Here is a 21,974-nt window from a genome sequence, read left to right as displayed (position 1 = left end):
GCACGATCCTAAGTCACGGCGTCCGCACGGCTCCTGTCCCGAACGGCGGCGACGATGACGAGCGCTGTTCCGGCCAGCGCCCAGCAGGCCAGCACGACGACGGCGGTGGTGGCGCCGGCGCCGCCGAACGCGGCCGTCGAGCGCAGCAGCGTGGCCGTGGCGCCCTGTGGAAGCAGCTGGCCGAGCTGGCCCCAGCCGGCGGGCAGCATCTCGGGGGCGCTGGCCAGCCCCGACAACGGGTTGCCCACCAGCAGTGCGATCAGCGCGCCGACGGCGAGGCCGGCTCTGCCGAACAGCGAGCCGAGGCCGAACATGAACAACAGCGCCGCGGCGATCCCGAGCGTGAGGCCGGCCGCGACGCCCCAGAAGTTCTCGTCGACGGACCCGAGGACGTACCGCAGCAGCGCTGCGATGGTCAGCCCCGCGACGGGGGAGAACACCACGGCGGCGGCGAAGCCGGTCCAGATCTCGCGGCGTAGCGCCAGGACCAGCGCGATGGCGGGCAGGATCCCGGCCAGCGTGATGGGCAGCGCGGACGCCGCGATCCCCGCACCGCGTGGGTCTCGGGCAGTGGGTGGAGCCAGGTCCTCGGTGCGTATCGCCGTGCCGGTCTGGCGTCCGAGTTCGTTGCCGACCTGGGTCAGCATCTGCGCGACCATCGGGCTGCCGCCGGAGGCGATCAGCAGCACGGGCTGATCCCCGGGCTGGGACGGCAGCACGAGCCCGCCGTAGACGTCGCGGTTCTCGATCGCCGCACGCAGCGCGGCTTCGCCGGGGTAGTAGGTCACCGCGAAGGCGCCGGGCATCTTCTCGTCGAGGGTGGCGGTCAGGTGACCGCCGGCGGCCTGGGGTCCGGCCGCCCCGATCGGCACGTCGTGGGGTCCCGACCGGGCAGCGGGCAGCGCGAACGCGATCGCCACGAGCGCCAGCAGCGCGGTGATGGCGACGATGATGCCACCGGCGCGGGCGGTGGCCGAGGGTTCGGTGTGTGAGCGCGTCGACGTCATTGACGATCTCTTTTCATCATCTGTTGAATTACATCTGAGGCGAGCGTAGGCCTGATGCGCCATCTTTTCAATAGGCGTTGAAATGGTAGCGTCGGCGCATGTCGCGACCAGCCGAAACAACGAGGCGCCGGGGCCGTCGTCACGGCGAACCGGTGTCGAAGGATGCGGTGCTGGCGGCGGCGAAGCTGCGCTTCGCCCGCGACGGTTATCAGAAGACGACGTTGCGGGCCATCGCCGACGATGCCCGCGTGGACCCGTCGATGGTGCTGTACCTGTTCGGGTCCAAGGAGCAGCTGTTCCGCGAGGCGTTGCGGCTGATCATCGACCCCGCGGTGCTGGTGGCGGCGCTGGCCGGGACCGACGGTGGCGGCGCCGACATCGGGACCAGGATGGTGCGGACCTACCTCGGTATCTGGGAGGCTCCCGAGAGCGCGGAGACCATGCGCGCCATGCTGGCCTCGGCGACCTCGAATCCGCATGCCCACGAGGCTTTTCGGAGCTTCATGCAGAACTACGTGCTGACCGCGGTCTCGGGGGAGCTCGGCGGCGGGGAACAGGCCAGGCTGCGCGCGATGCTGGCCGCGAGCAGCCTGGTCGGCACGGCGATGCTGCGGTACGTGATGGGGGTGGCGCCCTTGTCCGAACTACCCACCGAGGACGTGGTCCGGCTGGTGGCCCCGACCGTGACGCGGTATCTCACCGCGCCCGCCGAGGAGCTGGGCCTACCCGAGTAGTGCGTGAATTCCCTTGTACAGCACCAGAAGACCGATGACGACGAGGATCACCGCGACCAGTGTGGCGTGCTGGCGTTCCATCCAGTCGTTGAGCCGGGTGAGCGTCGGCTCCAGCCGCTGCCCGGAGAGCGTGTAGCCGAGGATCGGCAGCGCGACCGTCGCCCCGGCGACCACGACGAACCAGACCACCGCGACCCAGACGGCCGGTGAATCCAGTCCGGCCGAGCCGATCGCCAAACCCGCTGCGATACAGATGAACAGCACCTTCGGGTTGAGCACGGTCAACGCCGCTGCCATCCCGCCCGCCTTCGCCGGTGTCAACGTGCTCATGCGTGTCATCCAGCCGGGCATGTGTTCGGATTTCCTGCGCATCGCCCAGCGGTAGCCGCCGAACACGATGAGCCCGGCGCCGACGACGATGCGCAGCCAGGACGCCCAACTCGGTGGCTTCGTGCCGATACCGCCGATCAGGGCGGACAGTTCCAGGAACACGGCCGTCAGCACGGCCAGGCCGGCCAGCCAGCCGAGCAGGAACGCCAAGCCCGTCGGCCGCGGCGCAGGGCTGCGCAGCACCAGTAGCGCCGGGATGACCGACAGCGGCGACAGCGCGATCACCAGGGCGAGTGGAATGAGCTCTGTCAGGATCGATCCCCAGCTACCCGGCACCGGAAGAACTTAGCAAGGACCGTCGCCGATGTCGCCGATAACGGTTGCGCCCCGGCGATGAGTTCAGCGGACTTCCCAGGTCGTCACCTGAGACGAGAGGAGAAGCGCATGTCGATCACCCATGTGCTGGCGGTCGTCCACGTCACCGACATCGCGACCAGCAGGCGGTGGTACGAGTCGTTGTTCGGTAGGCCCGAGGACAACAACCCGATGCCGACGCTGGTCGAATGGCAGGTGCTGCCGGGCGCGTGGGTTCAGGTCTTCCATGACCCCGACAAGGCCGGGATCGACGAAATCAATTTCGCCGTCGACGATCTGGAGGGCCACATCGCCGAACTGGCGGGCCGGGGCCTGGCCCCCGGCGACATCGTCGACGCGAGCAAAGGGGTGCGGTTGTCCGCTGTCGAGTCTCGACCGGTTCGGCCGTGGCGGCACCTGGTACGACCTACGATGACCGAGCTGCGTTGTCAGACAGTGGATGTCGGCGGGGTGGTGGGAAGCCGGATCGGTCGGTGAAGCTTCAGTGTCCGTACTTGGCTACCGCCGACAGGCGAACGACGAGAAGTACTTCGGAGACCGCGTCACCGTTGTTCGCGAAGCGGTGCGGGGACCCGGCGTCGAGGCTGATGGCGTCGCCGGCCTCCAGCTCGTTCTCGACGCCGCCGATCTGGACGGTCAGCCGCCCGTGTTGGACGACCACGATCTCATAGCCCTCGTGGCGGACGAGTTCCACTCCGGTGTGCGCTCCCGGCGCCAACCGCAACGACGCGACTTCCACCCCGTTTGTTCGGCTACGTTGAATCACCCTGCGGGTGACGCCGGGACCGACGGTCACGGCGTGTTGCTCGTCGAATCGCACCAGCGATGGTTCCGGCGCCTTCGACGGATGGAAGAGGTCGCTGACGGCGACTCCGAGCGCCGAGGCGACGGCGACCAGTGAACCCACCGACACACCGGTCTTCCCGCGTTCCAGCATCGACAACATCGATGCGCTCAAACCGGTTTCGGTCGCGATGTCGACCAGGGTCAGGCCTCGTTGCAGCCGGATGCGCCGGATCTCGGTTCCAAGCTTGAGGTTGGTCGCCTCGGATGCTGCCTGGATGTCGAGAGGTAGTCTCTCGCCAGGGACGCGCATGTCCATTCCCCCGTTATTGATGTGGCCTGAAAATTCTGGCCGTCTATTTCACTGTAGCTTATATTGTGTGAGGGCCCGCGTCTTCGGTGTCGGCCCTCGTCGCGCGGCGTCTTTCAGCAAGAATGAAGGCGGTCGACGTCAGGGCGCCTGAAGTCCCGAACTCGCCACTGGCGCGAGGCGGGGTGCGGAATCCGCGCGTCACGGATCGTCGCGATCGACGGTGCATGCGCTGAATCCGCAGCTTGTGACGGTTCGCCCGGCGGGCGAACGTCGTGCTTGCGATCTGCGTCACACTCACATATTCTTTCAATCGCTTTGAACTTCGGGTGTGTGACGCGCCGACGGATTGGTATCGTCGCCACTCGTTACGCTGCAAGATTTTCAATGGGATTGTACGCTCAGCCATGTCGCAGATGGCTGCGGTTCACCATCAGCCGGAATACGGACTCAGTGTCGGAGGTCATGAAAGTGAAGTTGAAAACCTGCTGTCGCGTCGTCGCGGCCGGAGCCGCTCTCGGCCTCGTCCTGACCTCGTGCGCGGAGGACGGCGACCGAGGGGCGGGTTCTTCCTCCTCGTCCTCCAGCGGCGACATCGTCTTCGGCCAGCTGATCGGCGTCACCGGGGACTACGCGCCCTTCACCCCGCCCGCGATCGCCGCCGCGAAGATCGCTGTGGACGAGATCAATGACGCGGGCGGCGTCATGGACCGCAACGTCGTTCTCGTCACCGAGGACAACCGCTCCACCGTCGACGGCGCTGTCGCCGGGTTCTCGAAGCTGACCACCGTGGACAAGGCCACCGTGATGGGCAGCCTGGAATCCGACGGCCAGGTCGCACTCTTCGACCAGATCGAGCAGAGGCAGCTACCGAACATCTGCTCGTCGTGTGGCACCACGTTCCTCGACGAGCGGGGCGGGAAGTTCTCCTTCCGCGTCACCGCCTCGGACAGCGACGCCGGCATCATCGTCGCCCAGGTCGCCCGCGACGCCGGTGTGAAGAAGCTCGCGATGATCGTCCAGAACACCGAGGGCGCGTCCGGCCCGGCCGAAGTGGCCACGGAAGCCTTCGAGAGGACCGGCGGAACCGTCAATGCGGTGACCATCGAACCCGGGGCATCGTCGTACAACAGCGAGGTGGCCAAGGCGTTCGAGTCGCAACCCGACGCGCTGTACCTCGGCACGGGCGTCGAGGCCGGAATCCCGATCCTGCGCGAGATCGGGCGGCGCGGATACGACATCCCGATCTACGTCTCACCCGACCTGATCACCGACGACGTGGCCGCGCTGCCGAACGCGTCGCAACTGACCGCGGCGCTGACCGCGTTCGACACCGAGAGCCCGGCATACCAGTCCTATGCGGAACGGTTCCGCGCCGCCACCGGCGGAGATCCGGAACCCGGCATGTACGACGCCAACAACTACGACCAGTACGTCCTGTTCGCGTTGGCCATGGAGGCGGCCGGGAGCACCAGCGGTCCGGACATCGCGGGCAAGATCATCGAGGTCGCCAGCGCCCCCGGCAAGAAGGTCTACTCCTTCGCGGAGGGCAAAGAGGCACTCGCAGCGGGTGAGGACATCGACTTCGACGGCGCGTCGAGCACGCTCGACATGAACGAGTTCGGCAACCTCCAATCGCCGATCCTCGCGGTCCTGACCGTCAAGGACGGTGTCTGGACTCCCGGCGAACAGGTCGAGGTCGATCCCGCCCTGCGCCCGGAGTGATCACGACGGGGCGGTGCGCGCGGCGCACCGCCCCGGCCAGTCCACCGATGAAAGGTAAACCGTTGGACAACCTCTTGTTCGGGTTACTGACAGGCAGCATGCTGGCAGTGGCGACGTCGGGGTTCGCGCTGCTGCGGAACACCGAGCGTTTCCTGCACATCGCCCACGGACAGTTCATGGCGCTCGGTGCTCTGCTGGCCGTGGCGCTGGGGGAGATGTTCGGTCTCATCGCCGGGATCGTCCTGGCGGTGCTCATCACCTCGGTGCTCGCCGTGGCGTGCGGCAAGTTCCTGTTCGACCCCGTCAAGCACCGCGGCGGCAACGTGCTGCTGTTCACCTCGGTCGGTCTGGCCTTCGTGACCTACGCGGCGATGATCGCGCTGTTCGGCACCGATCTTCGCGTCTTCTCGGTCGAACTCGGTGCGGCCCAGCACATCGGGCCGTTCCACGTCGCCCCGGGCGAGATCGTGATGCTGCTCGTGGCGGTGGTGGTCATCGGCGGATTGTGGCTCCTGCTCGGGCGAACGAGCGTCGGGCGCGACATCCGGGCCGTCGCCTCCAACCGGGAGCTGGCCCAGATCCGCGGCGTCGCGATCAACCGGGTGAGTACGACGGTCTGGGCGATCGCCGGAGCGCTCGCCGCGGTGGCCGGGATCATGACCGGCATCCTGGGTTCGGTGTCCACCGAATCAGGTTGGGGCTACATCCTTCTGGTCCTGGCGGCCGCTGTGCTGGGCGGGACCGGCAACATCCTCGGAGTCATCGCGGCGGCGCTGGTGCTCGGCATCGTGATGGACATGAGCTCGCTGTTGATCGACACGGCCTACCGGCCGATCGTCGCGTTCGCGATCCTGATCGGGGTGCTGCTGATCCGCCCCCAGGGCCTCTTCACGTTCCAGTCCCGTAAGGAGGCTGCGGCATGATCTCCATCGAATTCCTGGTCACCATCGCCACACTGGCCTTCGTCTTCGCGATGGCCGCACAGCTGCTGAACCTCGAGGCCGCGTGGGGCGGGATGTGGGACCTGGGCATCGCCGGCCTGATCGGCGTGGGTGCCTACTCGTACGTCCTGCTCACCGGCTCACCCGACGCGGCCGTGCCCGGCGCCGGTTTGCCGTGGGCCCTCGGCATGCTCGGCGCCGGACTGATCACCGGGGCGGTGGCGATCCTCATCGGCTGGCCGGCGCTGCGGCTCAGAGGTGAGTACTTCCTGATCACGACGTTCGCCTTCGCGGAGATCCTGCGCCAGCTCATCGTCATCCAGCGCGACCTCACCGGTGGCACCTTCGGGCTCACGTCGATCGTCAAACCGTTCGAGTTCGAGTTCACCATCGACGGATATCCCTATGTGCGCCTGGCACTCACGATCGCACTGACGGCGGTCGTGTGGCTGATCTGTTCCCGGATCGCCACCTCCTCCTACGGTGCGAGCCTGCGCGCCGCGAGGGACAACGAACCGTTGGCGATGGCCATGGGGAAGAAGATCAAGAGCCTGCGGTTGTCGACCTACGCGACCGTGGGGCTGATGTGCGGCCTGTTCGTCGGACCCGCGTACGCGTGGATGCTCGGGGCGCTCGTGCCGTCGGTGTTCAGCTCGCATCTGACCTTCACTCTGTGGGCCGGACTGGTCATCGGCGGTCTGGGCAGCCGGTTCGGTCCTGTGGTGGGCGCGCTACTTCTCACCGGCGCAAGCGAATTGGTGCGCCTGGTGCACGTTCCGGCCGAGTTCGCCAACCTGCACGCCGCGGCCCACCCGGCGCTCGTCGGCGTGCTGCTGATCGCGGTGCTGCGCTGGCGGCCCGACGGACTGCTCAGCGAAAGCGGCACCTTCGCCCGGTTGCGGCGACGATACGTGCGGCCGGACACCGGCCGGTCCGGTGGCAGCGCGGAGCAGACCGCGGATTCGACGTCGATCCTCTCCGGGAGCACCCATGAACACCACCCCGCCTGAACTCGAGGTCATCGCCGTCAACAAGTCGTTCGGCGGCGTCCGGGCCCTGCACGATGTCAACATCACGATCTCGACCTCCGAGATCACGGCCCTCATCGGTCCGAACGGCGCAGGTAAAACGACGCTGTTCAACGTGATCTCGGGGTTCGGCACGCCCTACACGGGACGCGTGGTCTTCGGCGGACAGGACCTGACGGGCCTGCCGGCCCACAAGGTGGCCCGCGCGGGCCTGGTGCGCACGTTCCAGACCCCGGTCGGTTTCAGTTCGATGACCGTGGTCGAGAACGTGGCGCTCGCGATCGCCGGCTCCGACCTCGACAACCCGTGGTCACCGTTCCTGTACTGGCGCAGGGACCGTCGACGTCGGAAGGAGGCGACCGACGCGGCATGGGCGCAGCTCGAACAGGCCGACGCCGCCCAGCTGGGAGACCGCGCGATGAGCGACCTCTCACCGGGCGACGCGAAGCTCGTCGAGATCCTCCGGCAACTGGCGCTCGCGCCGCGCATGCTGCTTCTCGACGAGCCGGCCGCCGCGATGACGGTGAACCAGATCGGTGTCCTCTCCGGGATCATCCGGGGGATCGCGGAGCGCGGTATCGGCGTGCTGGTGATCGACCACAACCTGAGTTTCGTGCTGGAGCTCGCCGCCCGGGTGCACGTGCTGGAGTCCGGCGCGGTCATCGCCTCCGGGACACCCGTGGAGATCGGCAATGACCCCAACGTGAAGCGGATCTACCTCGGAGGAGACGAAGATTCCGATGTTGCTTGAGACCAACGCGCTGAGCACCGGGTACGGTCCGCTCACCGTCGTCCGGGATGCCACGCTGACCGTGGCCGCCGGTGAGATCGTGGCCATCGTCGGACCCAACGGTGCAGGCAAGTCCTCGCTGATGAAATGCATCGCCCGATCGCTTCCGGTGCACGGCGGGTCGTTGAAGTTCGCCGGCCAGGATCTCGCGGCGGTGCCGCAGAACCACATCGCCAAACTCGGGATCGGCTTTGTGCCCCAGCAGGGCAACGTGTTTCCCGAACTGTCGGTGCAGGAGAATCTGCAGGTCTCGTGCCGGGGCAGCCTCGCCGAGGCGAAGGCGATCACCAAGGAGGTGCTCGCCCAGTTCCCCCGGCTCAACGAACGCATCAAACAAGCGGCCGCCACGTTGTCCGGCGGTGAGCGGCAGATGCTGGCGATCGCATGCGCACTCGTCAGCTCGCCGTCACTGTTGATGCTCGACGAGCCCACCACCGGCTTGGCGCCGCTGATCGTCCGCGAACGGATCGCCGACATCCAGCGTCTGCGCGACAACGGGGCCGGCGTGCTGTGGATCATCGAGGAGCATCCCAGGATCTGCCTGCCCGCGGTGGACAAGGTGCACTTCATGTCCGACGGCACTCTGGGCCCGGCGCTGGAGGCTGCTGCACTCCTCGAGGAGGGGGCACTGGAGGAGTTGTTCTTCGGCGTATCGCACTGAGCCGCCGGGTGTTTCGCCGGATCACGCGCGCCGGTGGATCGGTCCCCGTGTCTCGGTGAGGGGCAGACCGGTGCCGCCCCAGCGCGCGGCGATGATCTCCGACGCGATGCTGATCGCCGTCTCCTCGGGTGTGCGCGCACCCAGATCCAGTCCGATGGGGCTTGAGAGCCTGCTGATCTCGTGGTCGGACAGGCCGGCGGTACGCAGCCTCTGCAGGCGGTCCTCGTGCGTCCGCCGTGACCCCATCGCGCCGATGTACCGCACCTCGGGGAGGCGCAGCGCGACCTCGAGCAGCGGCACGTCGAACTTCGGGTCGTGGGTCAGCACGGTGAGGACGGTGCGCGCATCGATACGGCCTGCTGCCTGCTCAGCGGCCAGGTAACGATGTGGCCAGTCGACGACCACGTCGTCGACATCGGGAAACCGGGCCGCCGTGGCGAACACCGGCCGCGCATCGCACACCGTCACTCGGTAGCCGAGGAACGTGCCGATCCGTGCCATCGAGGCAGCGAAATCGATGGCGCCGAAGACGATCAGCCGCGGTTTCGGGGCGAAAGACCAGACGAACACCCGCATGCCCTCGCCGCGACGCTCACCGTCCGGCCCGTAGGTCAGCGTGGTGTCGGTGCCGGAAGCCAACAGCCCCAACACGTCGTCCCGCACCGCGGCGTCGGCGTGTGCCGAACCCAGCGATCCGAGGTGTTCCCTGCCCGGTGAGACGATCAGGCGGCACCCGACCCGTGACCGATCGGGATGCTCGATCACCGCCGCGAGGGCCACCGGGGTCTCCGCGCGGATCGCCGCCGCCAGTTCGCCGAGTTCCGGAAAGGTCTGGCGGTCCACCTTCTCGACGTACACGTCGAGGATGCCGCCACAGGTCAGGCCGGCGGCGAAAGCGTCGTCGTCGGACACGCCGTAGCGCTCGAGAACGGGCTCACCCGATTCGACGACCGACAACGCCAAGTCGTACACCGCGCCTTCGACACAGCCGCCGGACACCGAGCCGACGGCGGTGCCGTCCGGGCCGACAAGCATTGCCGCACCGGGGAGCCGGGGCGCGGAGCGGAAGGTTGCGACGACGGTACCGACCCCGACCGATTCGCCGGCTGCCCACCAGCTGACCAGGTCATCGAGTACGTCGCGCACCGGTCAGCGCCGGGGTACCCCACCGGAGGTGGGAAGCGATGTGCCAGGCGGGAGTTCGATCTGGTCGACGTCCACTCCGGCGGCACGCAGCATGTTGACGTCGGCCGGGCACGGGCCGCCCACGCTGATCACCCGCTCGCCTCGGTCCGCGGCGACGGCGTGCCAGTATCCGATCTCGATGTGGATGGTGTCTCCCGGGCCGAACTGGAGTCTCTCACCGGTGGTGACGTTCTCGGCCGTGCCGTGCCCTTCGAGGATGTGGATCGTGTCCTCGGAATAGGCGTGCACGTGCTCCTTGTTGCGCTCGCCGGGTTGCAGGACGACATAGTTCATGTTGGCGGCCACGGCGCCGATCCCGAGCCACACGACCAGCCGGGCGTCCTGGGAGATGATGGGCACGAGCAGACCCGGGGCGTCACGGTGGTGCACCGAGATCTCGGGCCAGATGTCGGCGGCTTCGGCAGGCACCACGGGTGCGCCGGTGACGGATGACCCTGCGGGACATGGTCCTCCGACCATGCGGGTGCCTGCCGACGCGCTCAGCAGGTAGGGCGTTCCGGGGCGGACGTGCACCATCGATCCCTCGCCCAGCGGCTGCGTCCGCCCGGTGGACTCGTGGACGACCGCGCCGGCGCCGGAGACGACGTAGTACGCGGCCTCCGACGCGTGCGTCAGCGTCACCGACCGGCCGTCTTCGGTGAAATGGAGATCGTAGAGACCGCGGCATTCGGCGCCTGCGCCCGGACCGACGATCTCCCGCCACGAGCCGCCGTGGAGTAACCCTTGGTCGGATCCCCAGTCCTCGCGGGAAATGACCCTCATGCCCGCGGTAGTCGTCTGCTGTTCAGCCACGGAGCGAGAGTAACACCAGTTTCAACATCATCAAACTTATTTCCCTGTAACTGAACTCGGTTATACCGCGTTCCGCGATACCGGTCCGTGCTGAGTTCATTTACATTGAATGCTGTTCGCTCTCGCTAACGGAGAACCACGGTGAAAGAGAAGGTCGCATGGGCATGACCAGTACACCCGGGCCGGAGGGGCCGATCGTCTGGCGCCCGGATCCTGCGCAGGTTCGCGACACGGCCATCGTCCGTTTCGCCCGCTGGGCACGAATGTGCCGGGACACCGGCGTCGACGACGAACTGGACTACCGCGCGCTGCACGCCTGGTCTGTCCGCGACCCGGCCGGGTTCTGGTCCGCGGCGGCAGGCTTCTTGGAGGTCGTCTTCCGGGATCCGCCGACCGACACCCTCGGTCGCTCCGAAATGCCGGGTGCGCAGTGGTTCCCCGGCGCCACGCTGAACTACGCCGAACACGCACTGACCGACGGGCCGGGCCGGCACGACAGTGACACCGCCGTCGAGTTCGCCCGCGAGGACGGTGTCGAGCGCACCGTCAGCTACGGCGAACTCCGTGACCTGGTCGCCCGAGCCCGCACCGGACTAGTCGCCGCCGGCGTCACGCGGGGCGACACCGTGGTGGCGCTGGCGCCCAACTGCGTCGAGACGCTGGTGATGTTCCTGGCGACGGCGTCGCTGGGGGCGATCTGGTCGTCGTGCTCGCCTGATTTCGGGTCCCGGGCGGTGCTCGACCGGTTCCAGCAGGTCGAACCCCGGGTGCTGCTCGCGGTCGACGGTTACTGCTACGGCGGGAAGCGCTTCGACATCCGTGACCGGCTCGGCGAATTGCGCGAGAAGCTTCCGACGCTGCGGGCGACGGTGCTGGTGCCCTACCTGGATCCGGCGGCGGAGTTGGCCGGTTCACTCAGCTGGGCGGATTTCGTCTCCTCCCGCGGAGCGCTGGAGTTCGACCCGGTGCCGTTCGACCATCCGTTGTGGGTGCTGTACTCGTCGGGGACCACCGGCCTGCCCAAGGGCATCGTGCACGGGCACGGCGGAATTGTGCTCGAGCACCTCAAGGCGCTGCGGCTGCAAAGCGATCTGGAGCCGGGTGACCGCTTCTTCTGGTACACCACGACCGGCTGGATGATGTGGAACTTCCTCATCGGCGGACTTCTGGTGGGCGCCACCGTGGTGCTGTTCGACGGCAGCCCCGGCCACCCCGACATGGGGGCGTTGTGGTCACTGGCGGAGCGGCACCGGGTCCGGCTGTTCGGGGTGTCGGCCCCATACATCCAGGCCTGCATGGATGCCGGGTACCGGCCCCGGGAGCGCCACGACCTCTCGGCCATGCGCGCGTTGGGGTCTACCGGTTCTCCGTTGTCGGTCAGGGGTTTCCGCTGGATCGCCGAGCACGTCGGCGAGCACGTGCAGATCTGCTCGATCTCCGGTGGCACGGACGTCTGCACGGCGTTCCTCGGCTCCGCTCCCACGGTCCCGGTATGGCTGGGTGAGCTGTCGTGCGCCGCACTCGGAGCCGACGTGCATTCTTTCGACGAGCACGGTCGCGACCTGTGCGGCGAGGTGGGCGAACTGGTGCTGACCCAGCCGATGCCGTCCATGCCGGTGAAGTTCTGGAACGACCCGGACGGCTCCCGGCTGCGGGCCGCCTACTTCGAGGACTTTCCGGGCCGGTGGCGGCACGGTGACTGGGTGGTCGCCACCCCGCGCGGCTCGTTCGTCATCCAGGGGCGCTCCGATTCGACCCTGAATCGCGGTGGGGTGCGGATGGGCACCGCCGACTTCTACGCGGTTGTCGAAGGATTCGCCGAAGTGACCGATTCCCTGGTGATCGACACCACCGAACTCGGTGCGGACAGCGAGGGCGAGTTGCTGTGCTTCGTCGTGCCGGCCCCGACCGCCACGCTGGAGGAAATCGAGCCGGCGCTGCGAGCGGCGCTGCGCAAGGAGTTGTCGCCGCGGCACGTGCCGGACAGGTTCATCAGGATCGACGCGGTGCCGAAGACGCTGAGCGGGAAGAAATGCGAGGTTCCGGTCAAGAGGATCCTGGCCGGAGTGCACCCCGACAAGGCGGTCAGCCGCGAGGCGCTGCAGGACCCGGAGGCCATGGCGCCGTTCCTCGCGCTGGTGTCGAACGATCTGTTGCGCTCCTGATCTCGGTTCACCTAAAATTCAAGCCTATTGAAAGTTGGTGCCCGGAGGTGAGCACGATGCGGATGGTTCCCCGGTTCGCGTTGTTCCGCCGCGGGTTGGTGGACGGCGGGGACTGGCGACTGATACCCGGGTGAACCCGGCATCTCACGCCGCAGCCCGTCACAGTCCACCCACCCGAACGGAGTAACGACCCCATGTCCCAGCCGGCACTCGCCGCCTTCTGGCACCCCATCGCCGCCGTCGAAGACGTCACCGAACAACCCAAGCGGTTCACCCTGCTCGACGACCATGTCGTCGCCTTCCGCGACGAGAACGGCGTCGCCGCCTTCCGCGACCTCTGCATCCACCGGGGGGCGGCCCTGTCGCTCGGCTGGGTACGCGACGGCAACCTCGTCTGCCCGTATCACGGGTGGCAGTACGACCGCACCGGCACGTGTGTGCGCATACCGTCGCGCCCGGTGGGTGCATCGATCCCGTCGAGCGCCCGCGCCGCCGCCTACCACGTGCGCGAGAAGTACGGCCTGGTCTGGGTGGCGATGGAGCAGCCCCGCGACGAAATCCCTTTGTTCCCCGGCGATGTATATGACCTGCCGGGGTGGAAGGCGTTCATCTCCTACCGCGCGGTGTGGAACACCTCGGCGGCACGCGCGGTGGAGAACTTCATGGACTTCTCGCACTTCCCCTACGTGCACGAGGGTCTGCTCGGGACCGAGGACACCGCTGAGATCGCGCCGTACACCGTCGAGAAGCTGGACAACGGGCTGCACTACTGGCTCGAGCAGGAGGAGCCGAGCGATCTCTACGGCGCCGGCGGCAGCCAGAAGGTCCGCTATGAGTACACGCTGGTCGTCCCGTTCACGATCCATCTGAAGAAGATCGAGATCGGCACCGGCCGCGAGACGATCATCTCGCAGTTCACGCTGCCGCGGACGGAGACGACGACCGAGCTCTTCGTGTTCATCCTGCGCAATCACTCGCAGGACGAACCGGACGGCAAGTTCGGCGACTTCACGAACACGATCATGGAGCAGGACCGCAGAATCGTGGAGAGCCAACGACCGGAGAAGCTTCCGGACTCGCTGCGCGAGGAGCTGCACATCAAGGTCCCCGACGCGGCGAGTCTGCTTTACCGGCAGCGCTTGTCGTCACTGGCCAAGGTCGAGGCGTTCGGGCCGTACGGCGCGTAAGCGGGGCATTGGCGACCGGGACCGGGCCCGTTCACGTAGGCTGAAACACGCTTTTCCAGTCGACGAGCCGCATCGGAGCCACCCATGACGCCATCTCGATCCGCTGCACCGACCGGTCGGCGGAGCGCCACGGCCACCTCGGGCGCGAAGAAGACCGCCAAACCCAACAAGCCCCGTAGCGCGGGCAAGGGAGGCAAGCCGGTCACCAGGGCCGCCGAGCGCAACGGCGGCCTGGCCGCCGCGGATCCGTTCGTCCCCGCACGCGACTCCGACACCGCCGAACAGACAATGCTGCTCGTGGGCGCCCGGATCCGCGCGATGCGCCTGCGTCAGCAGTTGACCCTGCGTGACGTCGCGGACCGGACCGGGGTCAGTGTCTCGATGCTCAGCATGCTGGAACGCGGCGTGTCCACCGCGTCGGTGGGGACCCTGGTGGCCGTCGCGTCGGCGCTCGGCGTGCACATGTACGACCTGTTCGCGCACAAGGACGGCGCCGACGGGTCGCCCGTGACCAAGCTGTCCGAGCAGACCGTCGTCCGGCTCGGGGAGGGAACGACCCGCCGCGTCGCCCACAACGACGCCTCGGCAGGACTCGAGCTCGCGGTCAACGAGTACGACGTCGGCGGCGCGAGCGGGCCCTCGCCCACCCACCACGAAGGCCGGGAGTTCGGCGTCCTGATCTCGGGGCAACTGACGATCGAGCTGGACGGCCAGAGCCACGTGCTCGAACCCGGTGACGTCATCGCGTACTCGTCCGACCGGCCGCACCGCATCGCCAACACCGGGGACGAACGCGCGGTCGCGGTCTGGGTGAACCTGGACGAGAGCTGAACCGGTCCTTCAATCTCACTTAATGACTTCGATGCCATTGAATGTTACGCTCGCCGTGTGACGGACGAACGGAACACCTTCACCGTCGCCCTCGAGCAGATCGACGTGGCGGTCGGTTCCGTCGGCGACAACCTCGGCACCGCGTTGACCAGGACACGCGCGGCATGCGTCGCCGGGGCGAACCTGGTCGTGTTGCCCGAACTGGCGATCAGCGGCTACGTCGTCGACCGCGAACTCGCCGGAGCGGTCGCCGAGCCGCTCGACGGTCCGTCCTCGGCGGCGTTCACCGCGCTGGCGCGTGAATTCGACGCGCTGGTGGCCTACGGCTTCTGCGAACGGGTCGGCGACGATCTGTTCAACTCGGTTGTAGTCGTTGACGGCTCGGGTCCTGTTCTGCACTATCGCAAGCTGCACCTGTTCGATCTCGAGAAGGCGGTGTTCACCCCCGGCGATCTCGGTCTGCCGGTGGCCGATACGCCCTTCGGCCGCATCGGCGTCTGCATCTGTTACGACCTGCGGTTCGTCGAGGTGCTGCGCGCACTGTCGTTGCGCGGCGCCGACGTGGTGCTCGCACCGGCGGCGTGGGTCGGGGGATTCGACCGGACCGTGCCCGTCGCGGGAGGCACCAGGCACGTGGATTCGGTTCTGGCACAAGCCAATCTCGATCAGGTCGCCGTCGTCGCGGTCTCCCAGGTGGCCGGTGCGGCACGCGGCGGACCGGCCACCCTCGGTGGGTCGGTCGCCTGCGACGCGTACGGCGAGCTGCTGGCCGGACCGCTGTCGCGCACCGCGGCCGATTCCGCGCTGGTCGACATGGACCTGGACGCGATCCGGGCGGCGCGTGTCCGCGCGGAGCGGATCAGACCGCGTGAGGACCGACGTACCGATGTGTACGCCCTGACCTATGGAGGCGATGTCTGGTGAAGCCGCGGTCCTTCGTGTACCACGCGCCGGCGAGCCTCGAAGAGGCGCTGGGGCTTCTGGCCGCCGACCCCGACGACAGCAAGGTCCTGGCCGGCGGTCAGAGCCTGGTGCCGATGATGAACTTCCGGCTCGCCAGCCCCGCCCAGCTGGTGGACATCAACCGGATCCCCGGGCTGAGCGGCATCGAGTCCGCCGGGGACCGCGTCACGATCGCCACCAGGACGCGGCACATCGAGGTCCAGCACAACCAGTTGACCGGACCTCTCGGTTCCCTGCTGCGGAAGGCGGCCGCTTATGTCGGTCACCTGCCCATCCGCACCCGCGGCACGTTCGGTGGCTCCATCGCCCACTGCGACGCGGCCTCCGAATGGTGCGTCGTGGCGTCGCTGCTCGACGCCGAGATGACGGCGGTCAGCCTGGCCCGCGGCCGGCGGACCATACCGGCAGCCGACTTCTTCCGGTCGATCTTCACCACCGCGCTGGAACCCGACGAGATCCTGTTGAACGTGTCGCTGCCCCAGCTGGACCACACATGGCGGGCTGGGATATCGGAGTTCTCCAGACGCGCAGGTGATTTCGGGATCGTCACAGCCTCCGCGGCGATCAGCGTGGTCGGCGACGAGGTGCGTGGGGCGCGGGTCAGCCTCGGCGGTGTCAGCGAGGTGCCGTTCCGGAGCGCCGCGGCCGAGCAGACCCTGCTTGGGCAACCGCTGAGCGAGGAACTGCTGACGGCGGCCGCCGATGCCGCCGCGGAGGAAGTCGACCCGCCGAGTGACACCCACGGCGACTCGGAGTACCGCCGTGACCTGGTGCGTGCATTGCTTCCGCGTGCACTGGGCAGGGCGACGACGGCCGAGGCATGATGTCGTCCGCACCGACCGAACCGACGACCTGGACCGGGCGCGCGCTGCCGCGCCTCGAAGATCCGGCCATCGTGCGTGGCTGGGGCAACTACGTCGCGGACATCGCGTCGCGCAACAGTGGTTGCGGGCATGTGCGTTTCGTCCGCAGCACGGTGGCATCGGGGCGGATCGTCTCCGTCAGCGCCCCTCCCGGCGTCACGATGTTCACCGCGCGCGACCTCGCCGGTGTGCAACCGATCCGGGCGGTCCTGCACCGCCCGGACTTCGTCGAGGTCGGTACGCCCATCTTGGCCACCGACGTGGTGCGCTTCGTCGGCGAGCCGATCGCATTCGTGGTCGCCGAATCGGAGGCCGCGGCCGAAGACGCCGCGGAACTGGTCGACGTCGACATCGAACCGCTGCCCGCCGTGCTCTCGGCGGTGGCGGCGCTGGCCGACGGTGCCCCACTGGTGCACGACTCCGTCCCGGCCGACCACCAGAACGCGCCCAACACCATGGTCGACGGACGGATCACGACGCCGGGAGCCGACGCGGCCTTCTCGTCGGCGGATGCGGTCGTCTCGGTCCGGGTCAGCTCGGGACGGCAGAGCGCGATGCCGCTGGAGGCCAGGGCCGCGCACGCCGCGTACGACCGCGCGAGCGCACGCACCACGCTGCACGCCACCCTGCAGATGCCACACATCACCCGGACGGGCATCGCCGACTGCATCGGCATCGCCGAGGACGACCTGCGGGTGATCGCCCCGGATGTCGGCGGCGGATTCGGCGCCAAGATGACACTCGCGCGCGAGGACGTCGCGCTGGTGTGGGCGTCGCGGCATCTGCGGCGCGACCTCGCCTGGATCGAGACCAGGGAGGAGAACTTTCTCGCGGCGTGGCACAGCCGGGAGCAGGTATACGACATCGAGGGAGCATTCAGCGCAGACGGCGAATTGCTCGCGCTCCGTGGCGATCTGATCTGTGATGTCGGCGCATACTGCTGCTATCCGGTGACCTGGGCGGTGGAACCGCTGATGGCCCTGGCCGAGCTGCCCGGCCCGTACAAGGTGGGCGAGTATGACGTGCGCTCCCGCGCGGTCGCCACCAACAAGTGTCCGATCGCCCCGTACCGCGGGGTGTCCCGGCCCATGCAGGTGCTCGCGATGGAGCGGCTGATGGACCGCGCCGCCGCCCGGCTCGGGATGGACAAGGTGGCGATCCGCGACCGGAACCTGATCTCGGAGTTCCCGCACCGCGCCCCCACCGGCTTGGTCCTGGACCTGGCGTCTCACCGCGAAACACTGGCGGCGGCAGTGAAATTGGCCGACCTGGACGATTTCGCGGCCCGTCAGGCCAAGGCGCGCGAAGAGGGTCGATACCTCGGCATCGGATTCGCCTGCTTCGCCGAGCGCACCGGTTACGGCACGCCGGCTTTCGCCGCACGGTCCCGTCCCTACCCGCTGGATCCGACGAAGCCGGCCCCGGTGATCACGCCGGGGTTCGAGCGCGTGATCCTGTCGATGGACCCGTCGGGTGGCCTGACGCTGCGGATCGGTGCGTCGCCGCACGGGCAGGGGCTGAAAACCACACTGGCCCAGGTGGTCTGCGACGAGCTCGGCATGCGTCCGGACCAGGTTCGGGTGATCGCCAGTGACACCGACGCCACACCCTACGGGTGGGGCAGCTTCGCGAGCCGGGCGATGGTGATCGCAGGCGGCGCCTCGCTGATCGCGGCCAGAGACCTGGCGGAACGGCTGCGTACGCTGGCGGCCGACCGGCTCGGCGCCCTGCCCGACGACATCGTCCTGGAAGGCGGCAAGGCCAGGCGCACCGGCAGCGAAGACGCGGTCGACCTGGCGGTGATCGCGCGGGACACCTACCATTCCAGCCACCTCGTCCCCGACAAGGGCGAGCCCGCGCTGGAGAGCGTCGGCACCTACGACCCGTCCGGGACGTTCGCCAACGCGTGCCACGTCGCCGAGGTGGAGGTCGACCCACTGACCGGCCAGGTGAAGATCACGCGCTTCCTCGTCGCCGAGGATGCCGGCAAGTTGATCAACCCGGCCATCGTCGACGGCCAGATCCACGGCGGCATCGTGCAGGGAATCGCCAACGCGCTGTTCGAAGAGCTCGTCTACGACGACCGCGGCGTGCTGGTGACGACGTCGCTGATGGACTTCCTCCCGCCGACCGCCGCCGAGGTTCCCGACATCGAGATCGCGCACATCTACACGATGTCGCCGGCGTCGCTGACCGGAGCCAAGGGCGTCGGCGAAGGCGGCACCATCGGTGCCCCGGCCGCCATCGCGAATGCGATCAGCGACGCGCTGGGCCCCCTCGGGGTCGGGGTGTTCCATCTGCCGGCCACACCACATCGGGTCCGTTCGGCGATTCGCACGGGGTGCGACATCGGGTCGGCCCCACACCCGGCCGACTCCGTGCCGGCCCGGACACCGGTATCGCATCAGCAGGAGAGCACATCATGAGTTCACTTCGCCTGTACGTCAACGGGGATCGCTACGACCTGGACGTCGAGCCGCGCCGCACGCTCGCCGATGCGCTGCGCGACGACTGCGGGTTGACCGGCACCCATCTGGGCTGTGAGCACGGTGTGTGCGGCGCGTGCACGGTACTGCTCGACGGCCAACCGATCCGCGCGTGCCTGATGTTCGCGGTCCAGGCCGAAGGCGCGTCCATCCGTACGGTCGAGGGGCTGGCTCCCGACGACGCGACCCTGCACCCGGTGCAGCAGGCGTTCTGGGACAACCACGGGTTGCAGTGCGGCTTCTGCACACCCGGCTTCCTGACACTGATCGCCGGGTACCTGGAGGAGCGGCCGGACGCCGGCGAGGACGAGCTGCGAGACATGCTCTCGGCGAACCTCTGCCGCTGTACCGGCTACCAGAACATCCTCAAGGCCACACTCTGTGCCCAGAAGATGATGCGCGGTGACGAACCCGCCGACGACGAGACCACCGCATGATCGGCGCCCGCGCCAAGCGCATCGAAGACCCGGTGCTGCTTCGGGGAGCCGGACGGTTCGCCGCGGACACGGTCCACGCGGGCGAACTGCACATGCGCGTGGTGCGCTCCCCGGTCGCCTACGGGCGGTTGGTGTCCGTCGACGTGTCCGCAGCCCTGCTGCTCGACGGCGTGGTGGCCGCGTGGTCCTATGACGACATCGCCGCACTGCCGGCCATCGGCTTCCGGCTCACGCCGCGCCCCGAGTTGCTGCCCTACCGGCAACCCGTCCTCGCCCGGCGGTTCGTGCGCTACGTCGGCGAACCCGTCGCGGTCGTCTTCGCCACCTCACCGTATCTCGCCGAGGATGCCGCCGAGCTCGTCGACGTCGACATCGAACCACTCGAGGCCCGCATCGACGCCGATCTCGACCCGGTCACCTGGATCGACGGCGAGCAGGCGAGCTGGGCGGCCGGCACCGGTGCCGAGCTTCCCGAACAACATTCCGAGGCCACGTGTTTCGTGGAGGAGTACGGCGACGTCGACGGCGCCTTCGCCCGTGCCGGGGACCTGGTAGCCGCCGGCACCCACCGGATCTTCGAGATGGACGCCCGCATCGGACGCCACACCGGGGTGCCGATGGAGTGCCGCGGTCTGGTGGCGAGGTTCGACGAGGCGGAGCAACTGCTGGTGGTCGACGGCGCGGCCAAGGTGCCGTTCTGGAACCGCGAGGCCATCGCGGCGATCGCCGGACTTCCGCCGCACCAGGTGCTGGTGCGCGAGACCCATGTCGGTGGCGGGTTCGGGCCGCGCGGTGAGCTCTATCCCGAGGATGTGCTGGTGACGGTCGCGGCGATGCGGCTGCGCCGCCCGGTCAAGTGGATCGAGGATCGGCAGGAACACCTCGTCGCCACCAATCACTCTCGGGGCCAGCACCATCGGTTGCGGGCGCTCGTACGCGTGGCGGACGGGTGGATCGAAGCCCTGGACGCCGACTTCATCCTGGACCAGGGCGCCTATGTGCGCACGCACGGCGCGACCGTGGCCTCGCTGACCGCCTCGATGCTGCCCGGGCCGTACGTGATCCCGCACTTCCGGGCCACGGCGCACGTGCGGCTGACCAACAAGACCCCGGCGGGTACCTACCGGTCCCCGGGCCGCTACGAGGGGACTTTCGCGCGCGAACGGCTGGTGGACAAGATCGCCAGGGAGCTGCGACTCGACCCGGCACAGCTTCGGCGGGTCAACTTCATCCCGGTCGCCGAGATGCCCTATGAACGCCCCATCCAGGCGATGGGCACCCATATGGTGCACGACTCCGGTGACTACCGGCTGCTCCTGGACAAGGTGTCCGCACAGTACAACTTCCCCGCGATCCGGGCCGACGTCGAGAAACGCCGTGCCGCAGGAGAAATCGTCGGATTCGGGTTCGGCTTCTTCGTCGAGAAGAGTGGCATCGGACCGTTCGAGGGTGCCCGCGTCTCGGTCGACGGCAGCGGGAAGGTCACCATCACCTGCGGCGCGTCGTCGGTGGGGCAGGGCGTGGACACCGTGCTGGCGCAGGTGGTTGCGGACCGCCTGCAGATCCCGCACGACTCGATCCGGGTGGTGCGTGGCCGCACCGACCAGTTCGAATACGGACGGGGCGCGTTCGCCACCCGGCTGGCGGTGATGGCGGGTTCGGCGGCCAAACTGGCCGTGGACGCCCTGGCGCAGAAGGCCGTCCGGGTCGCGGCCCATCACTTCAAGGTCAGCACCGAGGAGGTGGACGTCAGGGACGGCGCGGTCGCCGTCGTCGAGGACCCGTCACGGACCCTGACCCTCGGGGAGATCGCCCGGCTGCTGGAACCCGTCGGCGCCGGTGAGATGAAGGAGGACCCGGGTCTGAGCGCCGACGGCTGGTTCCGGTCCGATCACATGACCTACCCCTACGGCCTGCACGCCGCGCTGGTCGCCATCGACAAGGGCACGGGGAATCTCACCATCGAACGCTTCATCGTCGGCTACGACGTGGGGCGGGCGTTGAATCCCACCCTCGTCGAGGGGCAGATCGCCGGCGGTGTGGCCCAGGGCATCGGCGGCGCGGTCTACGAAGAGTTCCTGTACGGCGCGGACGGCACGCCGCAGTGCACGACGTTCATGGATTACCTGATCCCGACGCTGCTCGAGGTGCCGGACGTGGAAACGCTGGTCACCGAGGACGCCCCGAGCCCGATCAACCCACTCGGCGTCAAGGGTGCGGGGGAAGGCGGGACGACGGCGGTCGCGGCAGCCATCGCTTCGGCCGTCGACGACGCCCTGAGAATCCCGGATTCCATTGTGTCCGTGCCGATCCGGCCGGATCTGGTGCGCCGGCTGGTCAAACGTATTTCAGTAGCATAG

20 protein-coding genes are annotated in these 21,974 nt (G+C 68.2%); 15 read left to right on the top strand and 5 right to left on the bottom strand.

The annotated features are described in order from the left end of the window. Positions 1–8: 8 nt before the first annotated feature. Complete coding sequence (locus ASJ79_RS05755; protein ID WP_067953777.1) at positions 9–1,007, bottom strand: hypothetical protein; 999 nt, start codon at positions 1,005–1,007, stop codon at positions 9–11. A 98-nt stretch (positions 1,008–1,105) separates the two neighbouring features. Here ASJ79_RS05755 and ASJ79_RS05750 point away from each other — a divergent pair, with 98 nt between their 5' ends. Continuing rightward, positions 1,106–1,741: a TetR family transcriptional regulator gene (locus ASJ79_RS05750; protein WP_067953776.1), complete on the top strand. Its 636-nt coding sequence runs from the start codon at positions 1,106–1,108 to the stop codon at positions 1,739–1,741. On the opposite strand, the gene ASJ79_RS05745 is transcribed toward ASJ79_RS05750, so the two are convergent. Then, positions 1,730–2,407 (bottom strand): GAP family protein, encoded by a 678-nt coding sequence (locus ASJ79_RS05745; RefSeq protein WP_067953775.1) that lies wholly within the window; start codon positions 2,405–2,407, stop codon positions 1,730–1,732. The genes ASJ79_RS05750 and ASJ79_RS05745 overlap by 12 nt on opposite strands. Positions 2,408–2,515: 108 nt before the next feature. On the opposite strand from ASJ79_RS05745, the gene ASJ79_RS05740 reads away from it, so the two are divergent. Next, positions 2,516–2,923 (top strand): VOC family protein, encoded by a 408-nt coding sequence (locus tag ASJ79_RS05740; protein WP_231750737.1) that lies wholly within the window; start codon positions 2,516–2,518, stop codon positions 2,921–2,923. 4 nt (positions 2,924–2,927) lie between these two features. On the opposite strand, the gene ASJ79_RS05735 is transcribed toward ASJ79_RS05740, so the two are convergent. Next, the gene (locus tag ASJ79_RS05735; RefSeq protein WP_197420092.1) at positions 2,928–3,542 is read right to left on the bottom strand and encodes a cupin domain-containing protein; all 615 of its coding nucleotides are present in this window, start codon (positions 3,540–3,542) and stop codon (positions 2,928–2,930) included. A gap of 468 nt (positions 3,543–4,010) precedes the next feature. Between ASJ79_RS05735 and ASJ79_RS05730 the strand changes: the two genes are divergently transcribed. The 5 genes from ASJ79_RS05730 to ASJ79_RS05710 all read left to right on the top strand — a co-directional run bounded on the left by ASJ79_RS05730 (position 4,011) and on the right by ASJ79_RS05710 (position 8,684). Next, a complete protein-coding gene (locus ASJ79_RS05730) occupies positions 4,011–5,264 on the top strand; it encodes an ABC transporter substrate-binding protein (RefSeq protein ID WP_197420091.1) in 1,254 nt (417 codons plus the stop codon). Between the two features lie 62 nt (positions 5,265–5,326). Continuing rightward, on the top strand, positions 5,327–6,187 hold the full coding sequence (locus ASJ79_RS05725) for a branched-chain amino acid ABC transporter permease (RefSeq protein ID WP_197420090.1): 861 nt from the start codon (positions 5,327–5,329) through the stop codon (positions 6,185–6,187). Then, positions 6,184–7,215: a branched-chain amino acid ABC transporter permease gene (locus tag ASJ79_RS05720; RefSeq protein WP_067953771.1), complete on the top strand. Its 1,032-nt coding sequence runs from the start codon at positions 6,184–6,186 to the stop codon at positions 7,213–7,215. Before ASJ79_RS05725 ends, ASJ79_RS05720 begins: the two co-directional genes overlap by 4 nt. Beyond that, the gene (locus ASJ79_RS05715) at positions 7,196–7,984 is read left to right on the top strand and encodes an ABC transporter ATP-binding protein (protein WP_067953770.1); all 789 of its coding nucleotides are present in this window, start codon (positions 7,196–7,198) and stop codon (positions 7,982–7,984) included. Before ASJ79_RS05720 ends, ASJ79_RS05715 begins: the two co-directional genes overlap by 20 nt. Next, a complete protein-coding gene (locus ASJ79_RS05710) occupies positions 7,974–8,684 on the top strand; it encodes an ABC transporter ATP-binding protein (RefSeq protein WP_067953769.1) in 711 nt (236 codons plus the stop codon). Before ASJ79_RS05715 ends, ASJ79_RS05710 begins: the two co-directional genes overlap by 11 nt. A 21-nt stretch (positions 8,685–8,705) precedes the next feature. Here ASJ79_RS05710 and ASJ79_RS05705 read toward each other — a convergent pair whose 3' ends face one another. Continuing rightward, entirely contained in the window at positions 8,706–9,830 is a 1,125-nt protein-coding gene (locus ASJ79_RS05705) for an XdhC family protein (RefSeq protein ID WP_067953768.1), read from the bottom strand. Between the two features lie 3 nt (positions 9,831–9,833). Further along, a complete protein-coding gene (locus ASJ79_RS05700; protein WP_197420089.1) occupies positions 9,834–10,682 on the bottom strand; it encodes a cupin domain-containing protein in 849 nt (282 codons plus the stop codon). Positions 10,683–10,846: 164 nt separating this feature from the next. Between ASJ79_RS05700 and ASJ79_RS05695 the strand changes: the two genes are divergently transcribed. The 8 genes from ASJ79_RS05695 (at position 10,847) to ASJ79_RS05660 (ending at position 21,974) form a co-directional block, all read left to right on the top strand. Next, complete coding sequence (locus ASJ79_RS05695) at positions 10,847–12,847, top strand: acetoacetate--CoA ligase (protein ID WP_156448287.1); 2,001 nt, start codon at positions 10,847–10,849, stop codon at positions 12,845–12,847. A 194-nt stretch (positions 12,848–13,041) separates the two neighbouring features. Further along, the gene (locus ASJ79_RS05690) at positions 13,042–14,034 is read left to right on the top strand and encodes an aromatic ring-hydroxylating dioxygenase subunit alpha (protein ID WP_067953765.1); all 993 of its coding nucleotides are present in this window, start codon (positions 13,042–13,044) and stop codon (positions 14,032–14,034) included. 84 nt (positions 14,035–14,118) lie between these two features. Beyond that, positions 14,119–14,865: a helix-turn-helix domain-containing protein gene (locus ASJ79_RS05685; protein ID WP_067953764.1), complete on the top strand. Its 747-nt coding sequence runs from the start codon at positions 14,119–14,121 to the stop codon at positions 14,863–14,865. A 57-nt stretch (positions 14,866–14,922) separates the two neighbouring features. Then, positions 14,923–15,789, top strand: a complete 867-nt coding sequence (locus ASJ79_RS05680; RefSeq protein ID WP_067953763.1) for a nitrilase-related carbon-nitrogen hydrolase — start codon at positions 14,923–14,925, stop codon at positions 15,787–15,789. Continuing rightward, entirely contained in the window at positions 15,786–16,652 is an 867-nt protein-coding gene (locus tag ASJ79_RS05675; RefSeq protein ID WP_067953762.1) for a xanthine dehydrogenase family protein subunit M, read from the top strand. The genes ASJ79_RS05680 and ASJ79_RS05675 overlap by 4 nt, the downstream gene beginning before the upstream one ends. Continuing rightward, positions 16,652–19,117 carry a xanthine dehydrogenase family protein molybdopterin-binding subunit gene (locus tag ASJ79_RS05670; RefSeq protein WP_067953761.1) on the top strand — a complete coding sequence of 822 codons (2,466 nt, stop codon included), beginning with the start codon at positions 16,652–16,654 and terminating at the stop codon, positions 19,115–19,117. Before ASJ79_RS05675 ends, ASJ79_RS05670 begins: the two co-directional genes overlap by 1 nt. Then, positions 19,114–19,614 (top strand): (2Fe-2S)-binding protein, encoded by a 501-nt coding sequence (locus ASJ79_RS05665; RefSeq protein ID WP_067953760.1) that lies wholly within the window; start codon positions 19,114–19,116, stop codon positions 19,612–19,614. The genes ASJ79_RS05670 and ASJ79_RS05665 overlap by 4 nt, the downstream gene beginning before the upstream one ends. Further along, the gene (locus ASJ79_RS05660) at positions 19,611–21,974 is read left to right on the top strand and encodes a xanthine dehydrogenase family protein molybdopterin-binding subunit (protein WP_082753685.1); all 2,364 of its coding nucleotides are present in this window, start codon (positions 19,611–19,613) and stop codon (positions 21,972–21,974) included. Before ASJ79_RS05665 ends, ASJ79_RS05660 begins: the two co-directional genes overlap by 4 nt.

The organism is Mycobacterium sp. NAZ190054, from assembly GCF_001545925.1.
GTDB lineage: Bacteria > Actinomycetota > Actinomycetes > Mycobacteriales > Mycobacteriaceae > Mycobacterium.
The sequence above is the reverse complement of the archived record's forward strand: the minus strand, read 5'-3'. Positions and strand labels throughout refer to the sequence as shown.